Below are 16186 nucleotides of genomic sequence, written 5' to 3'. Positions count from 1 at the left end.
TCCCGGGCGATTGCCGAGTTGCAGATGCTCGACACGGTGCAGTTGCGCACGCTGCTACAGGACTGGAATGCCACCAAAGCCGCTTACCCGTTGGACCAAAGCGTACAGGCGCTGATTCAGGCCCAGGTGGACGCTACGCCGCAGGCCATCGCCCTGGTGTTTGCCGGCCGGCAACTGACCTATCGCCAGTTGGATACGCTGGCCAACCAATGGGCGCACAGGTTGATCGAAGCCGGTGTCGGCCCGGACGTGCTGGTGGGTGTGGCGGTCGAGCGCAGTATCGAGATGGTGGTCGGGTTGCTGGCGGTGCTCAAGGCCGGCGGTGCTTATGTTCCGCTGGACCCGGACTATCCCGAGGAGCGCCTGGCCTACATGATCGAGGACAGTGGCATTGGTTTGCTGCTGACCCAGCAGGCGCTGCGGGAGCGCTTGCCGATCCCGGCGCAGGTGGTTTGCCTGCTGCTGGATCAACCGCTGGCCGGGTACGCTTCGACCTGCCCGCCGATCAGTGTGCAGCCGGAAAACCTGGCGTATGTGATTTACACCTCCGGTTCCACCGGCAAGCCCAAGGGCGCCGGCAATCGTCACTCGGCGCTGACCAACCGCCTGTGCTGGATGCAGCAGGCATATGGCTTGAGTGAAGTGGACACGGTGTTGCAGAAAACCCCCTTCAGCTTCGACGTGTCGGTGTGGGAGTTCTTCTGGCCGTTGATGACGGGCGCGCGCCTGGTGGTTGCAGCACCCGGCATTCACCGCGAGCCGGCAAAGCTGATTGAACTGATCAACCGTGAGCACGTCACCACCCTGCATTTTGTACCGTCGATGCTGCAAGCGTTTGTCGCCGATGTAGCGGTCAACAGTTGCACCGGCTTGCAGCGCATTATCTGCAGCGGCGAGGCCTTGCCGGTGGACGCGCAGCAGCAAGTGTTCGCCAAGCTGCCTCAAGCCCGGCTTTACAACCTGTACGGCCCGACCGAGGCTGCTATCGATGTCACCCACTGGACCTGCCGTGAAGAGGGGCGCGACAGCGTGCCCATCGGCCAGCCCATTGCCAACCTGGGGACCTACATTCTTGATGCGGGCCTGGGGCCGGTAGCTGTCGGGGTGGTGGGTGAGTTGTACCTCGGCGGTGAAGGACTGGCGCGGGGTTATCACCGTCGCCCGGCGCTGACCGCCGAACGTTTTGTCGCCAGCCCGTTTGGCGGCGGCCAGAGGCTGTACCGCACTGGCGACCTGGCGCGTTACCGGGCAGACGGGGTGATCGAATACGTCGGGCGTATTGACCATCAAGTGAAGATCCGCGGCCTGCGGATCGAGTTGGGGGAAATCGAAGCACGCCTGATGGAGCAGGACGCGGTGCGCGAAGCGGTAGTGCTGGCGGTGGACGGCGCGAGCGGCCTGCAACTGGTGGGCTATGTGGTACCTGCCCAAGGCGATGTGGCCGAAGCGTCGCTGCGCGAAATGCTCAAGGCCCGTTTGCGCGAAGTGCTGCCGGACTACATGGTGCCGGTGCACCTGTTGTTCCTCGAGCAACTGCCCCTGAGCCCCAACGGCAAACTGGAGCGCAAGGCGTTGCCGAAGCCGGACGTACGCCAGGCTCAACAAAACTTCATTGCGCCGCAAAGCCCGCTGGAGCAGCAGATTGCCGCGATCTGGCAAGACGTGCTCAAGCTTGAGCGGGTCGGTTTGTCGGATAACTTTTTCGAGCTGGGTGGCGACTCGATCATTTCGATCCAGGTGGTGGGGCGTGCCCGCCAGGCCGGGATTTTCTTCACACCTAAGGAGCTGTTCCAGCACCAGACCGTACAGGGGCTGGCTGGCGTCGCGCGCATCGATGCCGCCGGGCTTGAAGTCGAGCAAGGCGCAGTAACGGGCAACCTGCCATTGTTGCCGATTCATCAGGGATTCTTTGAAGAACCCATCGCCGAGCGTCATCACTGGAACCAGTCGGTGCTGCTCAAGCCGACTCAGGTTATCGAGGCTGCACTGCTGGAGCAGGCGTTGCGTGCGCTGCTGGTGCATCACGATTCGCTGCGCCTGGTGTTCAGCCAGGGCGAAGAGGGCTGGGCCGCAACTTATCGCAGTGTCGAGGCCCTGTTGCAGGGCCGGAACGTGTTGCAGGAGGTTCAGCTGTGCGATACGCAAGCGTTGCAGGCGTTTGGCGAGCAACTCCAGCAGAGTCTCGACCTGCTGAACGGGCCGCTGCTGCGGGTGGCGCTGGTCGCGTTGGCGGATGGTTCGCAGCGGGTGTTGCTGGTGCTTCACCATCTGGTGGTGGACGGTGTTTCCTGGCGCATTCTGTTTGACGACTTGCAACTTGCCTATCGCCAGGTGGCGAGCGGGCAGGCGCTCAAGCTGGCGCCCAAGACTCATTCTGTGCGGGCCTGGGCCGAGCACCTGCAGGCTTATGCGCAGCGCCCCGAGGCGCAAGCCGAAGTGCAGTACTGGCAGCAGCAGTTGCAGGATGCCCGCCCGGACTTGCCGGTGGATCATCCAGGGGGTGGCCTGCAAAACAAACATGGCCTCACGGTCCATTCGCAGTTGAGCAAGGAACTGACGCAGTTGCTGCTGCAGGAAGCGCCCGCGGCTTATCGGACACAGGTCAATGACCTGTTGCTGACTGCGCTGGCCCGAGTCATGGTGCGCTGGACCGGCCACGACCAGGCGCTGATTCAACTTGAAGGGCATGGCCGTGAAGATCTGTTTGCCAGCATCGACCTGACCCGCACGGTCGGTTGGTTCACCAGCCTGTTTGCGGTGAAACTCACGCCGGCAGCGGGTATTGGTGAGTCAATCAAGCAGGTCAAGGAACAACTGCGAGGCGTTCCCCAGCGGGGCATCGGCTTTGGGGTGCTGCGTTACATGGGCAGCCCCGTGCACCGCAAGGTACTGGGGCAGTTGCCCGCGCCGCGTGTGACCTTCAACTACCTGGGGCAGTTTGACGGCAGTTTTGATGTGGATGCCGGTGCGCTGTTTGTGCCTTCCGGCGAATCCATCGGCCTGGAACAAAGCCCGCAAGCGCCGCTGGGCAACTGGTTGACCATCAATGGTCAGGTGTACGGCGGTCAATTGAGCCTGAACTGGGTGTTCAGTCGGGAGATGTTCAATGAGGCGACGATCGAGCATCTGGCACAGGCGTACATCGCCGAACTCCAGGCGCTGGTCGAACATTGCAGCCAGTCGCAAAACCTGGGCGCGACGCCCTCGGACTTTGCCCTCTGCACCTTGACCCAGCAACAACTGGACAGCCTGCCCGTGCCGTTGGAGCAGGTCGAAGACCTCTATCCGTTGGCACCGACGCAGCAAGGCATGCTGTTCCATACGCTGGACCCGTCGGCGGCGCACCTTTATATCAACCAGACTTGTGTGCCTGTCGAGGGGCTGGACGTACCGGCGTTTATCGCCGCCTGGGATCAGGTGGTCGCTCGCCATGAGATTCTGCGCACCGGCTTCTGGTCGTCCAGCGACCTGCGCGAACCGCTGCAGGTGGTGTACAAGACCGCCCAGGTCTCGGTGCAAATCGTCGATTGGCGCGATCGCCAGGTTGATGCTGACGCCTTGCAAGCCTTGGCGCAGGACGATTGCGCCAAGGGCTTTGACATGTTGGCGGCCCCTCTGACGCGCCTGACCCTGGTGCACCTGGATGAACACCGCCACCAACTGATCTGGACCAGCCACCATATCCTGATGGATGGCTGGAGCAACTCGCGCTTGATGGGTGAAGTCTTCGAGGTGTACGCCGGCCGCGCCTTGCCTGCGCGCAAAGGGCATTACCGCGATTACATCGCCTGGCTGCGCCAGCAGTCCCCGGACACGGCGTCGCTGTTCTGGAAGCCGCAACTGCAAGCCCTTGAAGGCCCCACCAGCCTGGCGGCGAGTATTCATCCCCAGCCCGAGCCTGGCTTGGAAGGGCACGCGGCGCTGTACCTGAACTGGGATGTCAGCCAGACCCGGCGCCTGCGCGAATTTGCCCAGCACTGGCGTATCACCCCGAATACCTTGATCCAGGCGGTGTGGTTGTTGCTGTTGCAGCGCTATACCGGGCAAGCCAGTGTGTGCTTCGGCGCCACTGTGGCCGGACGTCCGGCCAGCCTGCCGGGTGCCGACGAAATGCTCGGGTTGTTCATCAATACATTGCCGATCGTCCAGCAACCGGATCCGGCCAAGGCGCTGTGCCAGTGGCTGCTTGAATTGCAGGCGCTCAACCTGGAAGTGCGCGACTACGAACACGCAGCATTGGCCGATATCCAGCGCTGGTCGGGGCAGGGCGGCACGCCGTTGTTTGACAGCATTATTGTGTTCGAAAACTACCCGGTGGATGAGCGCCTGGCCGAGGTCGGCAATCAACAACTGCAGTTTGGCCAGGTCAGTACCCGGGATGTGACCAACTACGCGATGGACCTGGCGATCAACCTGGGCCAGACCCTGAAGATCGAGTTCCTGTATTTGCGCAACGCGTTCACCGAACAGGCGTGCGACCAGGTTCGACGCAGTTTCGAGACGCTGTTGTTGGCCATGCTCGATTCGCCTCAGGCCCGGGTGGGCAGCTTGCCGACTCTGGCGTGCGACGAATACGCCGGCTTGCTCGCCGCGAACCCGCTGCGCCAGGTGCCGGCCACGCAACCCTTGTTGCCGCAATTGATCCGGCAACAGGCCCAGGCGCGAACCGAGGCGGTGGCGCTGGTGTGTGACGGCGTGCAACTGACCTATGGGCAATTGGAGCAACGTGCCAATCGCCTGGCCCATTACCTGATCGGCCTGGGCGTGGGCCCGGAGGTGTGCGTCGGAGTCGCCCTGCAGCGCAGCGTCGAGGTGATTGTCGCGTTCTACGCGGTCATGAAGGCGGGTGGAGCCTACGTGGCGCTGGACATCGATTACCCTCGGGAGCGCCTGGACTGGATCGTCAAGGATGCGAATGTCTCGGTGTTGTTGACCCACAGTGGCGTCAGCGAAGGCTTTGGGGCGTTGGACGCGACCACCCGGGTGTTGCTGGACCGCGTGTATCTGGACAGTTTCCCGGATGCATGCCCGCCATCGCGCCTGCAACCGGATAACCTCGCCTACCTGATCTATACCTCAGGGTCCACGGGGCAACCCAAGGGCGTGGCGGTGAGTCACGGTCCCATTGGCATGCACTGCGCCGCGATTGCCGAACGCTACGAAATGGATGGGGCGACGCGCGAACTGTTGTTCATGTCGTTCGCCTTCGACGGCGCCCAGGAGCGCTGGCTGTCGACCCTGCGCAGTGGCGGGGTGCCTGGTGATTCGCGACAATAACCTGTGGACCCCGCAGGAAACCTGGCAGGCGCTGCACGAGCAGCGCATCAGTATTGCCTGTTTCCCGCCGGCGTATCTGCAGCAACTGGCGGAGTATGCCGAAGGCCGGGAAGCCCCGCCGGTGCAGGTCTACTGCTTTGGTGGCGATGCCGTGGCGCAGGCCAGTTTCGAACTGGTCAAGCGCACCCTCAAGCCGCGCTATTTGACCAACGGTTATGGCCCAACGGAAACGGTGGTCACGCCCCTGTTGTGGAAAGCCGCCGCAAGCGAAACCTGTGACGCGGTGTATGCGCCGATCGGAAGTCGAGTGGGCGAACGCAGCCTCTATGTGCTGGATGCATGCCTCAACCCCGTACCGCAGGGTGTTGCCGGTGAGTTGTACATCGGTGGTGAGGGGCTGGCACGCGGGTATCGCCAGCGTCCGGGAATGACTGCCGAGCGTTTTGTCGCGGACCCGTTTTCCACGGACGGCGGGCGGCTCTACCGCACTGGCGACCTGGTGCGTCAGCGGGCGGACGGGGTGTTCGATTACCTCGGACGTCTGGATCATCAAGTGAAGATCCGTGGCTTCCGCATTGAACTTGGCGAAATCGAATCAAGGCTGCGTGACATGGCCGAGGTGCGTGATGCGGTCGTGGTCGCACGTGACACCAGCGCCGGCAAGCAGTTGATCGGGTACGTGGTTGCCGATGAGCATCCGGCGCTTGCCGAGCGTTTGCGCCAGGACTTGCAGGCGCAACTGCCCGACTACATGGTGCCGTCGCAGATTCTGGTGGTGCCAGCGTTTCCCGTCAGCCCCAATGGCAAGCTGGATCGCAAGGCATTGCCAGACCCCGAATTCAAGGGGCGCCATTACGTTGCGCCACGCACCCCGGTCGAACAGGCGCTGGCCGCGATCTGGCAGGAGGTCCTGGAGGTCGAGCAGGTGGGTGTCACCGACAATTTCTTCGAGCTGGGCGGCGATTCGCTGCGCGTGCTCAAGGTGCTGGGCAAGGTGCGCGGCAACACGCAGCTTGGATTGGACCTGAAATTGCGCGACATGATGAGCAAGCCGACCATCGCCCAGCTCAGTGGCCATGAAGAGGTCGAAGCTCCGCTTGATCCGCTGTTGCTGCTCAACAGTAACGTGGCGAACCGCCGTCCACTGTTCTGCCTGCATGCCGGTTTCGGCACCGTATTTGACTATGAGCCACTGGCACGCCTGCTGGAAGGCGAATGCAGCGTCTATGGGGTGCAGTGCCGCATGCTGCTGGACCGCCAATGGCAGGATGAATCATTGCCGGCGATGGCGATCGATTACGCTCAGTACATTCGCCAGAAGCAGGCCTACGGGCCGTATCGTTTACTGGGATGGTCACTCGGTGGACCCTTGGCGCTGCTGGTGGCCAAAGAGCTTCAGGAGCAAGGCGAGGCGGTGGAATTTGTCGGGCTGGTAGACAGCTACATGCCCACCTCGACGCCCGCCACCTCGGATTGGCGCGATGACCTGCAGGATTTCCTCACCGCCACCCTGGGCCAGACCTGGCCGCAGGCATTGCCGGTCACCCTGCAGCCAGCGGCCGTGGAAGTGATCATCAATAGCTTGCAAGCCGGTCAACGGGCGGGGGGGCGTTATGGCCAACTGGAGGCGACCGACCTGGCACAGGCGTTTATGGTCGGCATGCAACTCAAGGCCCTGGCGCAGGCGTTCAGCGTCTTGCCGTGGGTGGCAGTCGACACGTGCTGCTGGTGGGGTAACGGCGTAGGCACGCTGGAGCGCCAAGCCTTCGAGCGGCTGCTGCCACAACTCACCGGCGCCGAGCAGATCGATGCCGGCCACTACGACCTGCTGCGTAACCCTCTGTTGTTGCAGCGCCTGGCGGGCCTGCTGCACAGCGCCGAGCTGATTGCCGATTGACCCTGGCGCCGGCCCCGGGGACGGGGCCGGCGTCGTACCTCACTACTTTCCAAGGAAAACATGATGCCCTTGCACCCCGACCTGGCTGCGTTTCTGGAGCTTGTGGAAATGGGCCGTTGGAGCGGAAAAAGCCAACCCCTGCATGAATTGTCCGTGGCGCAGGCCCGTAGCGAATTCGAAAATACCTCGCTGATCCTCGATCCCAGCCCACCTGACGCTATTGAAGTGCAGCCGTTGACCTTTACCGGCGCCGACGGCAATCCGCTGCCGGCCCGCCTGTATCGCAAGCCTGGACGCGGCCACGCAGCGCAGCCGGTGATTTTGTACTTCCACGGCGGCGGCTATGTGGTCGGTAGCCTGGATTCACACGATTCGGTGTGCCGACGCCTGGCAGGTACCAGTGACTATGCGGTGCTGGCCCCCGCCTACCGCCTGGCGCCCGAGGCGCCGTTCCCGGCGGCGGTGGATGATGCACTGGCGGCAGCCAACTGGTTGGTCGAACAGGCACCTCAGTTGCAACTCGATGCCGGCCAAGTGGTCGTCAGCGGTGACAGTGTCGGCGCCACGCTGGCGATGATTGTCGCCATGACCGCCGTGCAGGACCCCCAGCGGCTGGCCTTGCGGCCTGCGGCGCAATTGCTGTTTTATCCGGTCACCGATATCACGCGGCTGCGCGATTCCCACCGCGCTTATGCAGAGGGTTACCTGCTGGAAACCAGGACACTGGAGTGGTTCTACCAGCACTACATGGGCGCTGCCGGTAACCGCCATGACTGGCGCGCTTCGCCGCTGCAGAGTACGACGTTGCCCGCACTGGCGCCGGCCTGCGTGATGCTGGCCGAATTTGATCCGTTGCTGGATGAGGGGCGTGAGTGGATTGCGCGTCTTGAGGCGAGCGGCACACCGGTGACCGCAGTCATCCAGCCGGGGCTGACCCACGACTTCCTGCGTATGCAGGGCCTGGTGGCGGAGGTTGAGGGGATTTACCTTGAGGTGGGCCGGTGGTTGGCCAGTCGCTGAGACCTTGCGTCCCGGTTGCTGCCTTGCTGCGTTGACAACACCCTGCCGTGGCAGGGTGTTGTTGTTTCAGGGGCTGTGTTTTACATGCTCCACTTCATGGTCACGGCCACGTTACGCGGGTCGCCGAAGATGTTTGCGCCGGCCGGGTTACTGATGCTCTGGTAGTAGTGCTTGTCGAACACGTTGTTCAGGTTGGCTTGCACCTTGAGGTTTTTGTTCACGTTATAGCCGGTCATCAGGTCGACGATACTGTAGCCGCCCTGAGACACGCCGTAGGTTGTGTATGTGCTGCTCTGGCTACGGAATGAACCGCCGATCGACCATTTTTCGAGATCGCCCGGCAATTGATAAGTGGTGGACAGCTTGAGCAGGTTGTAGGGCGTGTCACTGTCGAAGCGACCGCTGCCGCCCTTGACGTTTTTGGCACCGGCATAGGTGTAGCCGGCCGAGGCCTGCCAGCCGCGGGCAAGCATGCCTTGCAGTTCAAGGTCGACGCCTTTGGTTTCAACTTCGCCGGAGGCCACGGAGCAGGAAGCAACACCCGGTGCACAGGCATCAAGCCCTTGGGCGAGGTTTTCCTGGTTCAACTGGAAATAGGCCAGGCTGGCGTTCAACGCGCCGTCAAAGTACTCGCCCTTGATCCCGACTTCACGGTTGGTACCGGTGACTGGCGGCAGCAGGCTGCCCTGGAAGTCCACGTTGGCTTGCGGCTGGAAGATTCTGGTCCAGCTGGTGTACACCGAGTAGGTGTCGTTGATGTCGTAGATCAGGCCGGCATAAGGGGTGTACTCCCGAGTCGCCTTGTAGTCGGCGCCGAATGTGTAAGCGCCGGAAATAGTGTTCTGTTCGTATTCGTACCAGTCCAGGCGTGAACCGAGGATCAGTTTCAGGTCGTCGCGCAGATGGAAGCGCACGGTGGCGTAGGTGCTGTATTGATCGACCTTGCCCTTGCGCGACCAGTTGTAGTTGATGGCCGGTTTCTCTATGCCGTGATAGTCGAAGTTTGATGGGTCGAGGACGATGTTCGGGTCGTTGAGGAAACCACCGCCGGGGCCATCGTCGGTTTTATCATTGCGATAACTGCCACCGAGCACCAGTTCGTGGGTCGCACCAAACAGGGTGAAGGGGCCGGAAACGTAGCCGTCGACGCTTTTTTGCGTGTGCTGGTAGGTGTAGCGGCCCACGTTCAGGTTCAGCTGGTCTGCACTGGGGTCCAGTCGATAGAAACTGGTGCCCAGCATGTCCAGGTCGCCTCGCAGCCACGTGGTATTCAGGCGCAGTTTCCAGTCGTTGTCGAAGCGGTGCTCAATTTCGGCAAATGCGCTGGTGTTTTTCTTGTTCCAGTAGGTCCAGTTCGGGCTCATGCGCGTCGAACGGGATATCGGCAGGAACGTGCCATCGGCACGGGTCGGAATGCCCGACCAGTCGGCACCCGGGTTGTCCTCACGGTTGTAATACGCGCCGAGGGTCAGGGTAGTGGCTTCGCTCAGGTCAAACTCGGTGATGCCGTACAACAACTGGCGCTTGCTGCTGTAGCCATCGGTAAAGCTGTCTTTGTCCTGGAAGGCACCGACCACGCGGCCCCTGATCGAACCGCTGGAATTGAGGGCGCTGCTGGCATCGATTTCGGTGCGGTAGTTGTCCCACGAGCCGGCACCCACGGTGACAGACACTTGCGGCTCGACGGTGGGGCGCTTGCGGATCAGGTTGAGGGTGCCGGAAGGGTTGCCGGCACCGATCATCAGGCCCGATGCACCGCGTACCACTTCCACCCGGTCGAACATCGCCAGTGTCGAGGTGCCGAGGGTGTCGCTGTCATACGCGACGGGCAGGCCGTCAATCATGATGTTGTCGATGGCGGAGCCGCGGGAGTAGAACTCCGGGCGTTCACCGCCGGTCTTGCGCATGGTCAGGCCTGGGGTATAAGTCGAAATATCCTCCAGGGACTGCATGTTCTGGTCATCCATGCGCTGGCGGGTGATCACCGTGACCGACTGCGGCGTCTCGCGCATGGAGGTCGCCAGTTTGGTCGCGGTGCTCATGGAACCGGTGGTGTAGGAGCCGGTGCCTTCGGTGGTCTCGCCCAGTTGTTGGCCGGTAACGCTGGTGGCCCCCAGCTCCAGGGCGCCGCCTTCGCTGCGGCCGGTGATAGTGACGGTGTTGCCGGAAATGCCGTACGCCACGCCACTGCTCCCCAGCAGCTTCTGCAGCGCCACGGTGGGCTCCATGGAGCCGCGCACGGCGATGCTTTTCAGGCCCTTGAGCTGGTCAGGCGAATACAGCACCTGCAATTTGCTTTGTTGGCCAAAGGCTTGAAGTGCGCTGGTCAAGGACTGGGCGGGAATCTGGAAGCTGATTTCCTGGGCTTGGACCTGGCACGCCAGCGGTAGCGCAGCCATCAGCCCGAGCAGGCTGGGTGCCAGTCGGGGCTTGAGCAGGTGGCGCATCCAGATGGCTTTTGAAAGGGGTGTCAACGTTGTCGGCGCGGGCATTGGCTGGGCTCTTATGGTGGCGATGCTAATGGTAATGATTGTTATTAATGAAAGTGAGACGCAGCAACACACCAGAACCGGAAAAAATCTTCCGGTTAATTTCAGGTATCAGGCCGGAACCTGTTCGATTGCGACTTTTCCAGCTTCCAGCCGTACCAGTTGATCGGCGACATCGAAGTAGCGGTCGTCGTGGGAGATGACGATGATGGTCTTGCCCAGGCGCTTCAGGTCCGGCAGCAACTCGGTGTAGAAAATCCGTCGGAAGGTCGGGTCCTGGTCGGCGGCCCATTCGTCGAACACCAGTACTGGACGCTCCTCCAGCCAGGCGTTGACCAGGGCCAGTCGCTTGCGCTGGCCGGTCGACAGGTCGGTGGTGGTGAACTTGCCGTCACGCACGCTGACTTTGTGGGCGATTTCCAGGCGTTGCAGGTATTTTTGCGCGTCTTGTGGCAAGTGGCTGTCACCCTGGACGACGTCATCGAACAAGTAGTAATCGGCAAAAATGGTGGTGAACAACTGGCGATACTCATCGCGGCCCTGGGCGGTTACCGCTTGCCCATTGAGGCTGACGTCACCTTGTTGCGGAGCATACAGGCCCAGCAGCAGCTTGATCAGTGTGGTTTTGCCGCAGCCGTTTTCACCCACGATAAACACGATGTCGCCTTGCTTGATCTGCAGGTTGACCGGGCCAAGGCGGAAAGGGTCCGCGCCTTCAACCGGAGGGAATGCATACGACACATCCCGCAGTTCGATGCTTTGGATGCTGCGCTTTTGCTGTTCGGTATCACTGAGCAACAGGTGCGGCTCGGGCGAGGAGAACTGATCCGACAGTTCCGAGATGCGGCGAAAGGCGATCTTCGCGCGGCTGACAATCGGCAACGTGCCTACCAGATGTTCCAGTGGGCCTTTCATGTACAGCAACACCAGTACGAAGCCGCTCATTACTGCCTTGTCATGGCTGGGCCACACGGTTTGCAGCACCAGCGCCAAGCCGATCACGATGAAAAACAACATGGAACCGAAGGTCTTGGCGATCACGAATGTGTTGATCGAGCGGATCTGCGTCTTGCAGATAAAGTCGGCGGTCGCCTGGATCCCGTGCACAAACATGCGGTGGCGGCGTGGGCGATGGATGCGCAGTTCCTTGGCGCCATCGGCAATTGCGTTGTAATGACGTTGCAAATCGTCCTCGGCTTCCCGCGCAGCCTCGAAGCCCTTGACCCCGCTGGACTGCGCGATGAACTGGGCGCCGGTACCGATGGCGATGGCCACCAGCATCAACAGGAACATCGGCCATGACAGCAGCGCCAGATAGCCCAGGCAGCCCAGCGTTACGGTCATCGAAATGGCCAGGGGCGCAAAGGCGAAGGCGAAGTCGCTGATGGTGTCGACGTCGTGGGTCAGTACCGGGATCAGTCGGTGGCTGCGATAGCGCTCGATCTGATCGATGGGCGCGGCGAGAACCTTCTCCCCCAGGGTCTTGCGCAACGTGGCGATGATGTTCTGGCCGACGAAGTTGGTGCCGATGTCGGAAAAAATCGAGCTGAGCAGGGCCAGCAGGCACAGGCCGGCAAACAGGGCCACCACACTGCCGGTGGGGCTGCTGTCGGCGTGCAGGGCATTGTTGATGGTCGCCAGCAATACCGTCACGCTCAAGCCGCCGATCATGCCCAGCAGGATGGAAAGGGCGACGATTAACCTGAAGGGTTTGAGCAGGGTAAACAATTCATGAATGGCGCCGCGCGTTGGCTGGGTCATGAGGGGACGGTTCCTTGGGTGGAATAGGCAGATACCCTTTAGAACGTCTGGTCACGCGCTTAATTTAGACGGTCGCCGATTGACGGCGACCTTGCTGGAGCGGGAGGTTGCGGCAGGCCTCAGAGATCGCGCACAACCCGAAATCCGATCCAGTCGCCGCGGGTTTGCGGGTAGATGTTGTTGCGGTTGCCCGAGCGGGAAAACACCGGTGCTTCGCCCCAGTCATTGCCACGAATCTGGCGGGACTCACAGCCCGGTTCCACCCAGGCGCTGCCATCGGTCGGCGCCCCGACATAGTTGGTGTGTTCGCAGTCGGCCAGCCACTCGTAGACGTTGCCGTGCATGTCGTACATGCCAAAGGCGTTGGGTGGGTAACTGCCCACCGGCGACGAATAGCTATAACCATCTGCCGGGCCGTAGGTGTTGGCGTGCTCGGCGATGCTGTAGCCCTTGCCCGCATCAAACGGGAACGGGAATGGCCCGGTGGAGCCGGCGCGGGCAGCGTATTCGCGTTGGGCTTCGCTGACCATCTGGTAGGTGTGGCCGGTTTTTTTCGACAGCCAGGCGACGTAGTTCTTCACGTCGTCAAAGTCCATGCACACCGCAGGCTGGCGCGGGCCCTGGGGGTAGCGCGGCTTGCTGGCGATGCATTCGCGGCCCGGGCGTTCATCGCCGTTGGCGATCTTGACCCCGGTCTGGCGCACGTAGCTGTCCCACTCACCGGCGGTGACCTGGAAGCGGCTCATGGCAAAGGGTTTGGCAAAGGTGACATCGTGCATCGGGCCTTCGTCGGGCTCGCGGCCGACTTCATCTTCCGGCGTGCCCATGGTGAAGGTGCCGGCGGGCAGCACGACCATTTCGGGGCAGTCCTTGCAGTCCTTGAACACCTTGCCCGGCTGTGGCGCGGCGGCTGCCTGGGCGAGGCCTGGCAGCAAGGCGCCGCACAGCATCGTCAGGGCCAGGGCGGCCAGGGGTTTGAGGCGGGACGGAGCGGGAGTGTCACTGTTCATGGGGCATCTCGATCAAAAGGAAAAAGGGGCGTCAAAACCGTTGGCTGAGCAAGGTCATGAAGCGCTGGATCTCGGTTGATGTGTTGAGCAGGCCGGGAGAGGTGCGTACCACGGGGCCCACGTCGCGCTCCACGGCATCGATCACCACGCGGTTCTTCATCATGTGCGCCGCAACCTCGCCGCTGTCCTGGCCCTTGACCCGGAAGAACGTAAAGCCTGCCGACAGCGCGGGGCTGCGCGGCGTCACCAGTTCGATTTGCGGGTGGGCCAGCAACTGGCCTTTGAGTTCGTCGTTGAGTTGGTGAATGCGCGCCTGCACCTGTGCCTTGCCCAGTTGCAAGTGCAGCTTGAAGGCCTCGTCTAGCGCCCAGCGATGTTCGAAGGCGTGATAGCCGCCGGGGGTCATGGTGGTCGCGAAGTTATTGTCCTGGGAGAACGTCGGCACCATCGGCGTCACGTAGGTGTTTTGCTCGGAACGGGCGCAGATCAGCCCGGTACCGCGGGGGCCGAACATCCATTTGTGGGTGCCGGCAATAAAGAAATCACAATGCATGTCGGGGAAGTCGAGGTTTTCCACGCCGAAACCGTGCACACCGTCGACCACGTAGAGGATGCGATCCTTGTCGTCACGGTTGCGGTTGTGTTCATCCACCAGTTTGCCGATCTCGCCAATCGGCAATTTGACGCCGCTGCCGGACTGCACCCACGTCATGCCAAGTACACGGGTGTTGGGGCGGATATTGCGCTTGATCGAACCGAGCACCTCGTCGACCGACACGCGGTTGGCGTCCTCGAACAGCTTGATCTTGCGCACCTGGGTGCCTTGTTTGCGCACCCTGAAATCGAGGCTGTATTCGGTGGCGTAATGTTCGTGGACGGTGGTGAGGATCTCCTGGTCAGGGCGCACCTGGATTCCGCCATAGATCATCGCCAGGCCTTCGGATGTGCTGCCGGTCAGTGCGATCTGGCCAGGTTTCGCGTTCAGGTAGCGGCCGGCCCATTCGCGCACCTGGCCTTCACGCTTCCAGGTTTCCTGCAGGTCCCAATCCATGGCCAGGCCCGGGTTGCGGTCGATCTGCGCGCGGTAGCGGTCAATCGCATCGCGCACCGGCTTGGGGTGCGAGGTCACCAGGAAGTTGGAAAAATGCAGGTAGTCCGGGTCCTGGGTGAACAACTGGCGAAAGCCTGCCCATGAGTCGCCGGGTGGCGCCGCATTGCCTGCCAGGGCCTGGGGAATGATGGCGGTGCCCAGCGGCAGGCTCGCGGCGAGAAGCCCGGCCTGCTTGAGAAACGTACGGCGGTCGGTCATGAATTCACTTCATTCATTGGGGGTGGTTCAGCGATTGGCCAAGGGCTTGGCAGCTTTTTGTACCTGGTCCCAGACCCGCAGGAAGTTACCGCCCCACAGTTTGGCGATATCGGCTTCGGAGTAGCCGCGCTGGATCAGTTCCGCGGTGACATTGCGCACCTCGCCGACGTTCTCCCAGCCCTGGACGCCGCCGCCTTCGTTGAAGTCTGAAGCGATGCCGACGTGATCGATGCCGATCTTGCGCACGGTGTAGTCGATGGCGTCGCCCAGGTCCTTGAGCGTGGCCTTGGGTTCCTCGTCGAGAATCGCGTACAGCGCGCTGGCGTACTGGCCGAATTTTTGCTCGGACCAGGCCGAGATGATCGGATCGCCTGGCATCAGGGCCATGGCCAGGTTGGGTAGCGGGGGTAGATCAAAGCGTGCCCGCAGGGCGTTGAGCTTGTCTTGGGTGGGCTGGCTGAGCGGGCGCAGGTAAGCCGAGAAACCGACGACCTGGACCACGCCGCCGCTGTTTTTGATCAGTTGCATTTCCTTGTCGCTGAGGTTGCGCGGGATGTCCACCGAGGCGCGCGGTGCCGAGTGCGAGGCAACCATCGGCGTGCGACTCAGTTGGGCGACTTGCTCCAGGGCCTTGGTCGACATTTGCGAAACATCGATGATCACCCCCAGGTCATTGAGGCGCTGTACCGCTTGTTTGCCCATGTCCGAGAGACCGTCGAGGGCATCGGGCGAATCATTGAAAAACGGCAGTGGGCGTGACGAATCGGCCCAGGCGTTATTGCCAATGTAGCTGAAGCCGAACATACGCATGCCGCGTGCGGTCCACAGGTCCAGTTGGTTCAGGTCGTTGCCCAGCGGGTAGGCGTTGAGCATGCTGATAAACACCGCAAACTTGCCTTCGCCGTGCAGGCGCCGGAAGTCATCCGGCGTATAGGCAATGCCCACCTGATTGGGAAAATCGCGGACCATGCCGGTGATGATCTTGTAGCGGACTTCCTGTTGGTGACGGGCTTCTTCGACAAAACCTTCGGTGGGCTTGTGCGGGGCATTCGGACCGTTCCACATTTCCGGCCAGCCGAAAATCGTCAGTGCAGCACCGGACAGTCGGCCACGGCTGGCCTTGGCCAGGTCGAACTGGCCGGCACCGTCCTTGTCCGCCTCGTTGCCGGTGGCGCCGAAGTCGAGCATCACGGTGATGTGACTGTCGAACGACAGCAAGCGGTCCTGCAACTCATCGGCTTGCTTGATGACCTCCAGCGGGTAGCCGGCGTTGCCCTTGAACCAGTGATCCCAGACCAGGAAGCCCGCACCTGCGCCAATGGCCAGGACCAGCGGCAGGCCCAGGTACAGCGCCTTTTTCGAACGTGGTTTTGTCATTGCCATCTCAGTCAGTTGAGGCCTTTGCTATCAGGGAGGAACGAGT

The 16186-nt window shown here is 61.9% G+C and carries 8 protein-coding genes; 3 read left to right on the top strand and 5 right to left on the bottom strand.

Going from position 1 to position 16186, the window contains the following annotated elements:
• Positions 1–24: 24 nt before the first annotated feature.
• The 3 genes from QF039_RS18415 (at position 25) to QF039_RS18405 (ending at position 8194) form a co-directional block, all read left to right on the top strand.
• The gene (locus QF039_RS18415; protein ID WP_373462080.1) at positions 25–5277 is read left to right on the top strand and encodes an amino acid adenylation domain-containing protein; all 5253 of its coding nucleotides are present in this window, start codon (positions 25–27) and stop codon (positions 5275–5277) included.
• A complete protein-coding gene (locus QF039_RS18410; RefSeq protein WP_307519935.1) occupies positions 5261–7174 on the top strand; it encodes a thioesterase domain-containing protein in 1914 nt (637 codons plus the stop codon). The genes QF039_RS18415 and QF039_RS18410 overlap by 17 nt, the downstream gene beginning before the upstream one ends.
• A gap of 63 nt (positions 7175–7237) precedes the next feature.
• Positions 7238–8194, top strand: coding sequence for an alpha/beta hydrolase (locus QF039_RS18405; protein WP_177021078.1), 957 nt, complete (start codon positions 7238–7240; stop codon positions 8192–8194).
• 80 nt (positions 8195–8274) lie between these two features.
• On the opposite strand, the gene QF039_RS18400 is transcribed toward QF039_RS18405, so the two are convergent.
• From QF039_RS18400 to pvdM, 5 genes are all read right to left on the bottom strand, one after another.
• Positions 8275–10686 carry a TonB-dependent siderophore receptor gene (locus QF039_RS18400; RefSeq protein WP_177021077.1) on the bottom strand — a complete coding sequence of 804 codons (2412 nt, stop codon included), beginning with the start codon at positions 10684–10686 and terminating at the stop codon, positions 8275–8277.
• A 108-nt stretch (positions 10687–10794) separates the two neighbouring features.
• The gene (locus QF039_RS18395) at positions 10795–12444 is read right to left on the bottom strand and encodes a cyclic peptide export ABC transporter (protein WP_177009572.1); all 1650 of its coding nucleotides are present in this window, start codon (positions 12442–12444) and stop codon (positions 10795–10797) included.
• A gap of 119 nt (positions 12445–12563) precedes the next feature.
• The gene (locus QF039_RS18390; protein WP_177009571.1) at positions 12564–13454 is read right to left on the bottom strand and encodes a formylglycine-generating enzyme family protein; all 891 of its coding nucleotides are present in this window, start codon (positions 13452–13454) and stop codon (positions 12564–12566) included.
• A gap of 31 nt (positions 13455–13485) precedes the next feature.
• Positions 13486–14763, bottom strand: coding sequence for an aminotransferase class V-fold PLP-dependent enzyme (locus QF039_RS18385; RefSeq protein ID WP_177021075.1), 1278 nt, complete (start codon positions 14761–14763; stop codon positions 13486–13488).
• 27 nt (positions 14764–14790) lie between these two features.
• Positions 14791–16140, bottom strand: coding sequence for a pyoverdine-tailoring dipeptidase-like protein PvdM (gene pvdM / locus QF039_RS18380; RefSeq protein WP_177021074.1), 1350 nt, complete (start codon positions 16138–16140; stop codon positions 14791–14793).
• Positions 16141–16186 lie beyond the last annotated feature (46 nt).

It is taken from the genome of Pseudomonas sp. W2I6 (assembly GCF_030815935.1).
Taxonomy (GTDB): Bacteria; Pseudomonadota; Gammaproteobacteria; order Pseudomonadales; family Pseudomonadaceae; genus Aquipseudomonas.
Note: the sequence above shows the minus strand (reverse complement) of the source record. Positions and strands in the feature narration are given on the sequence as shown.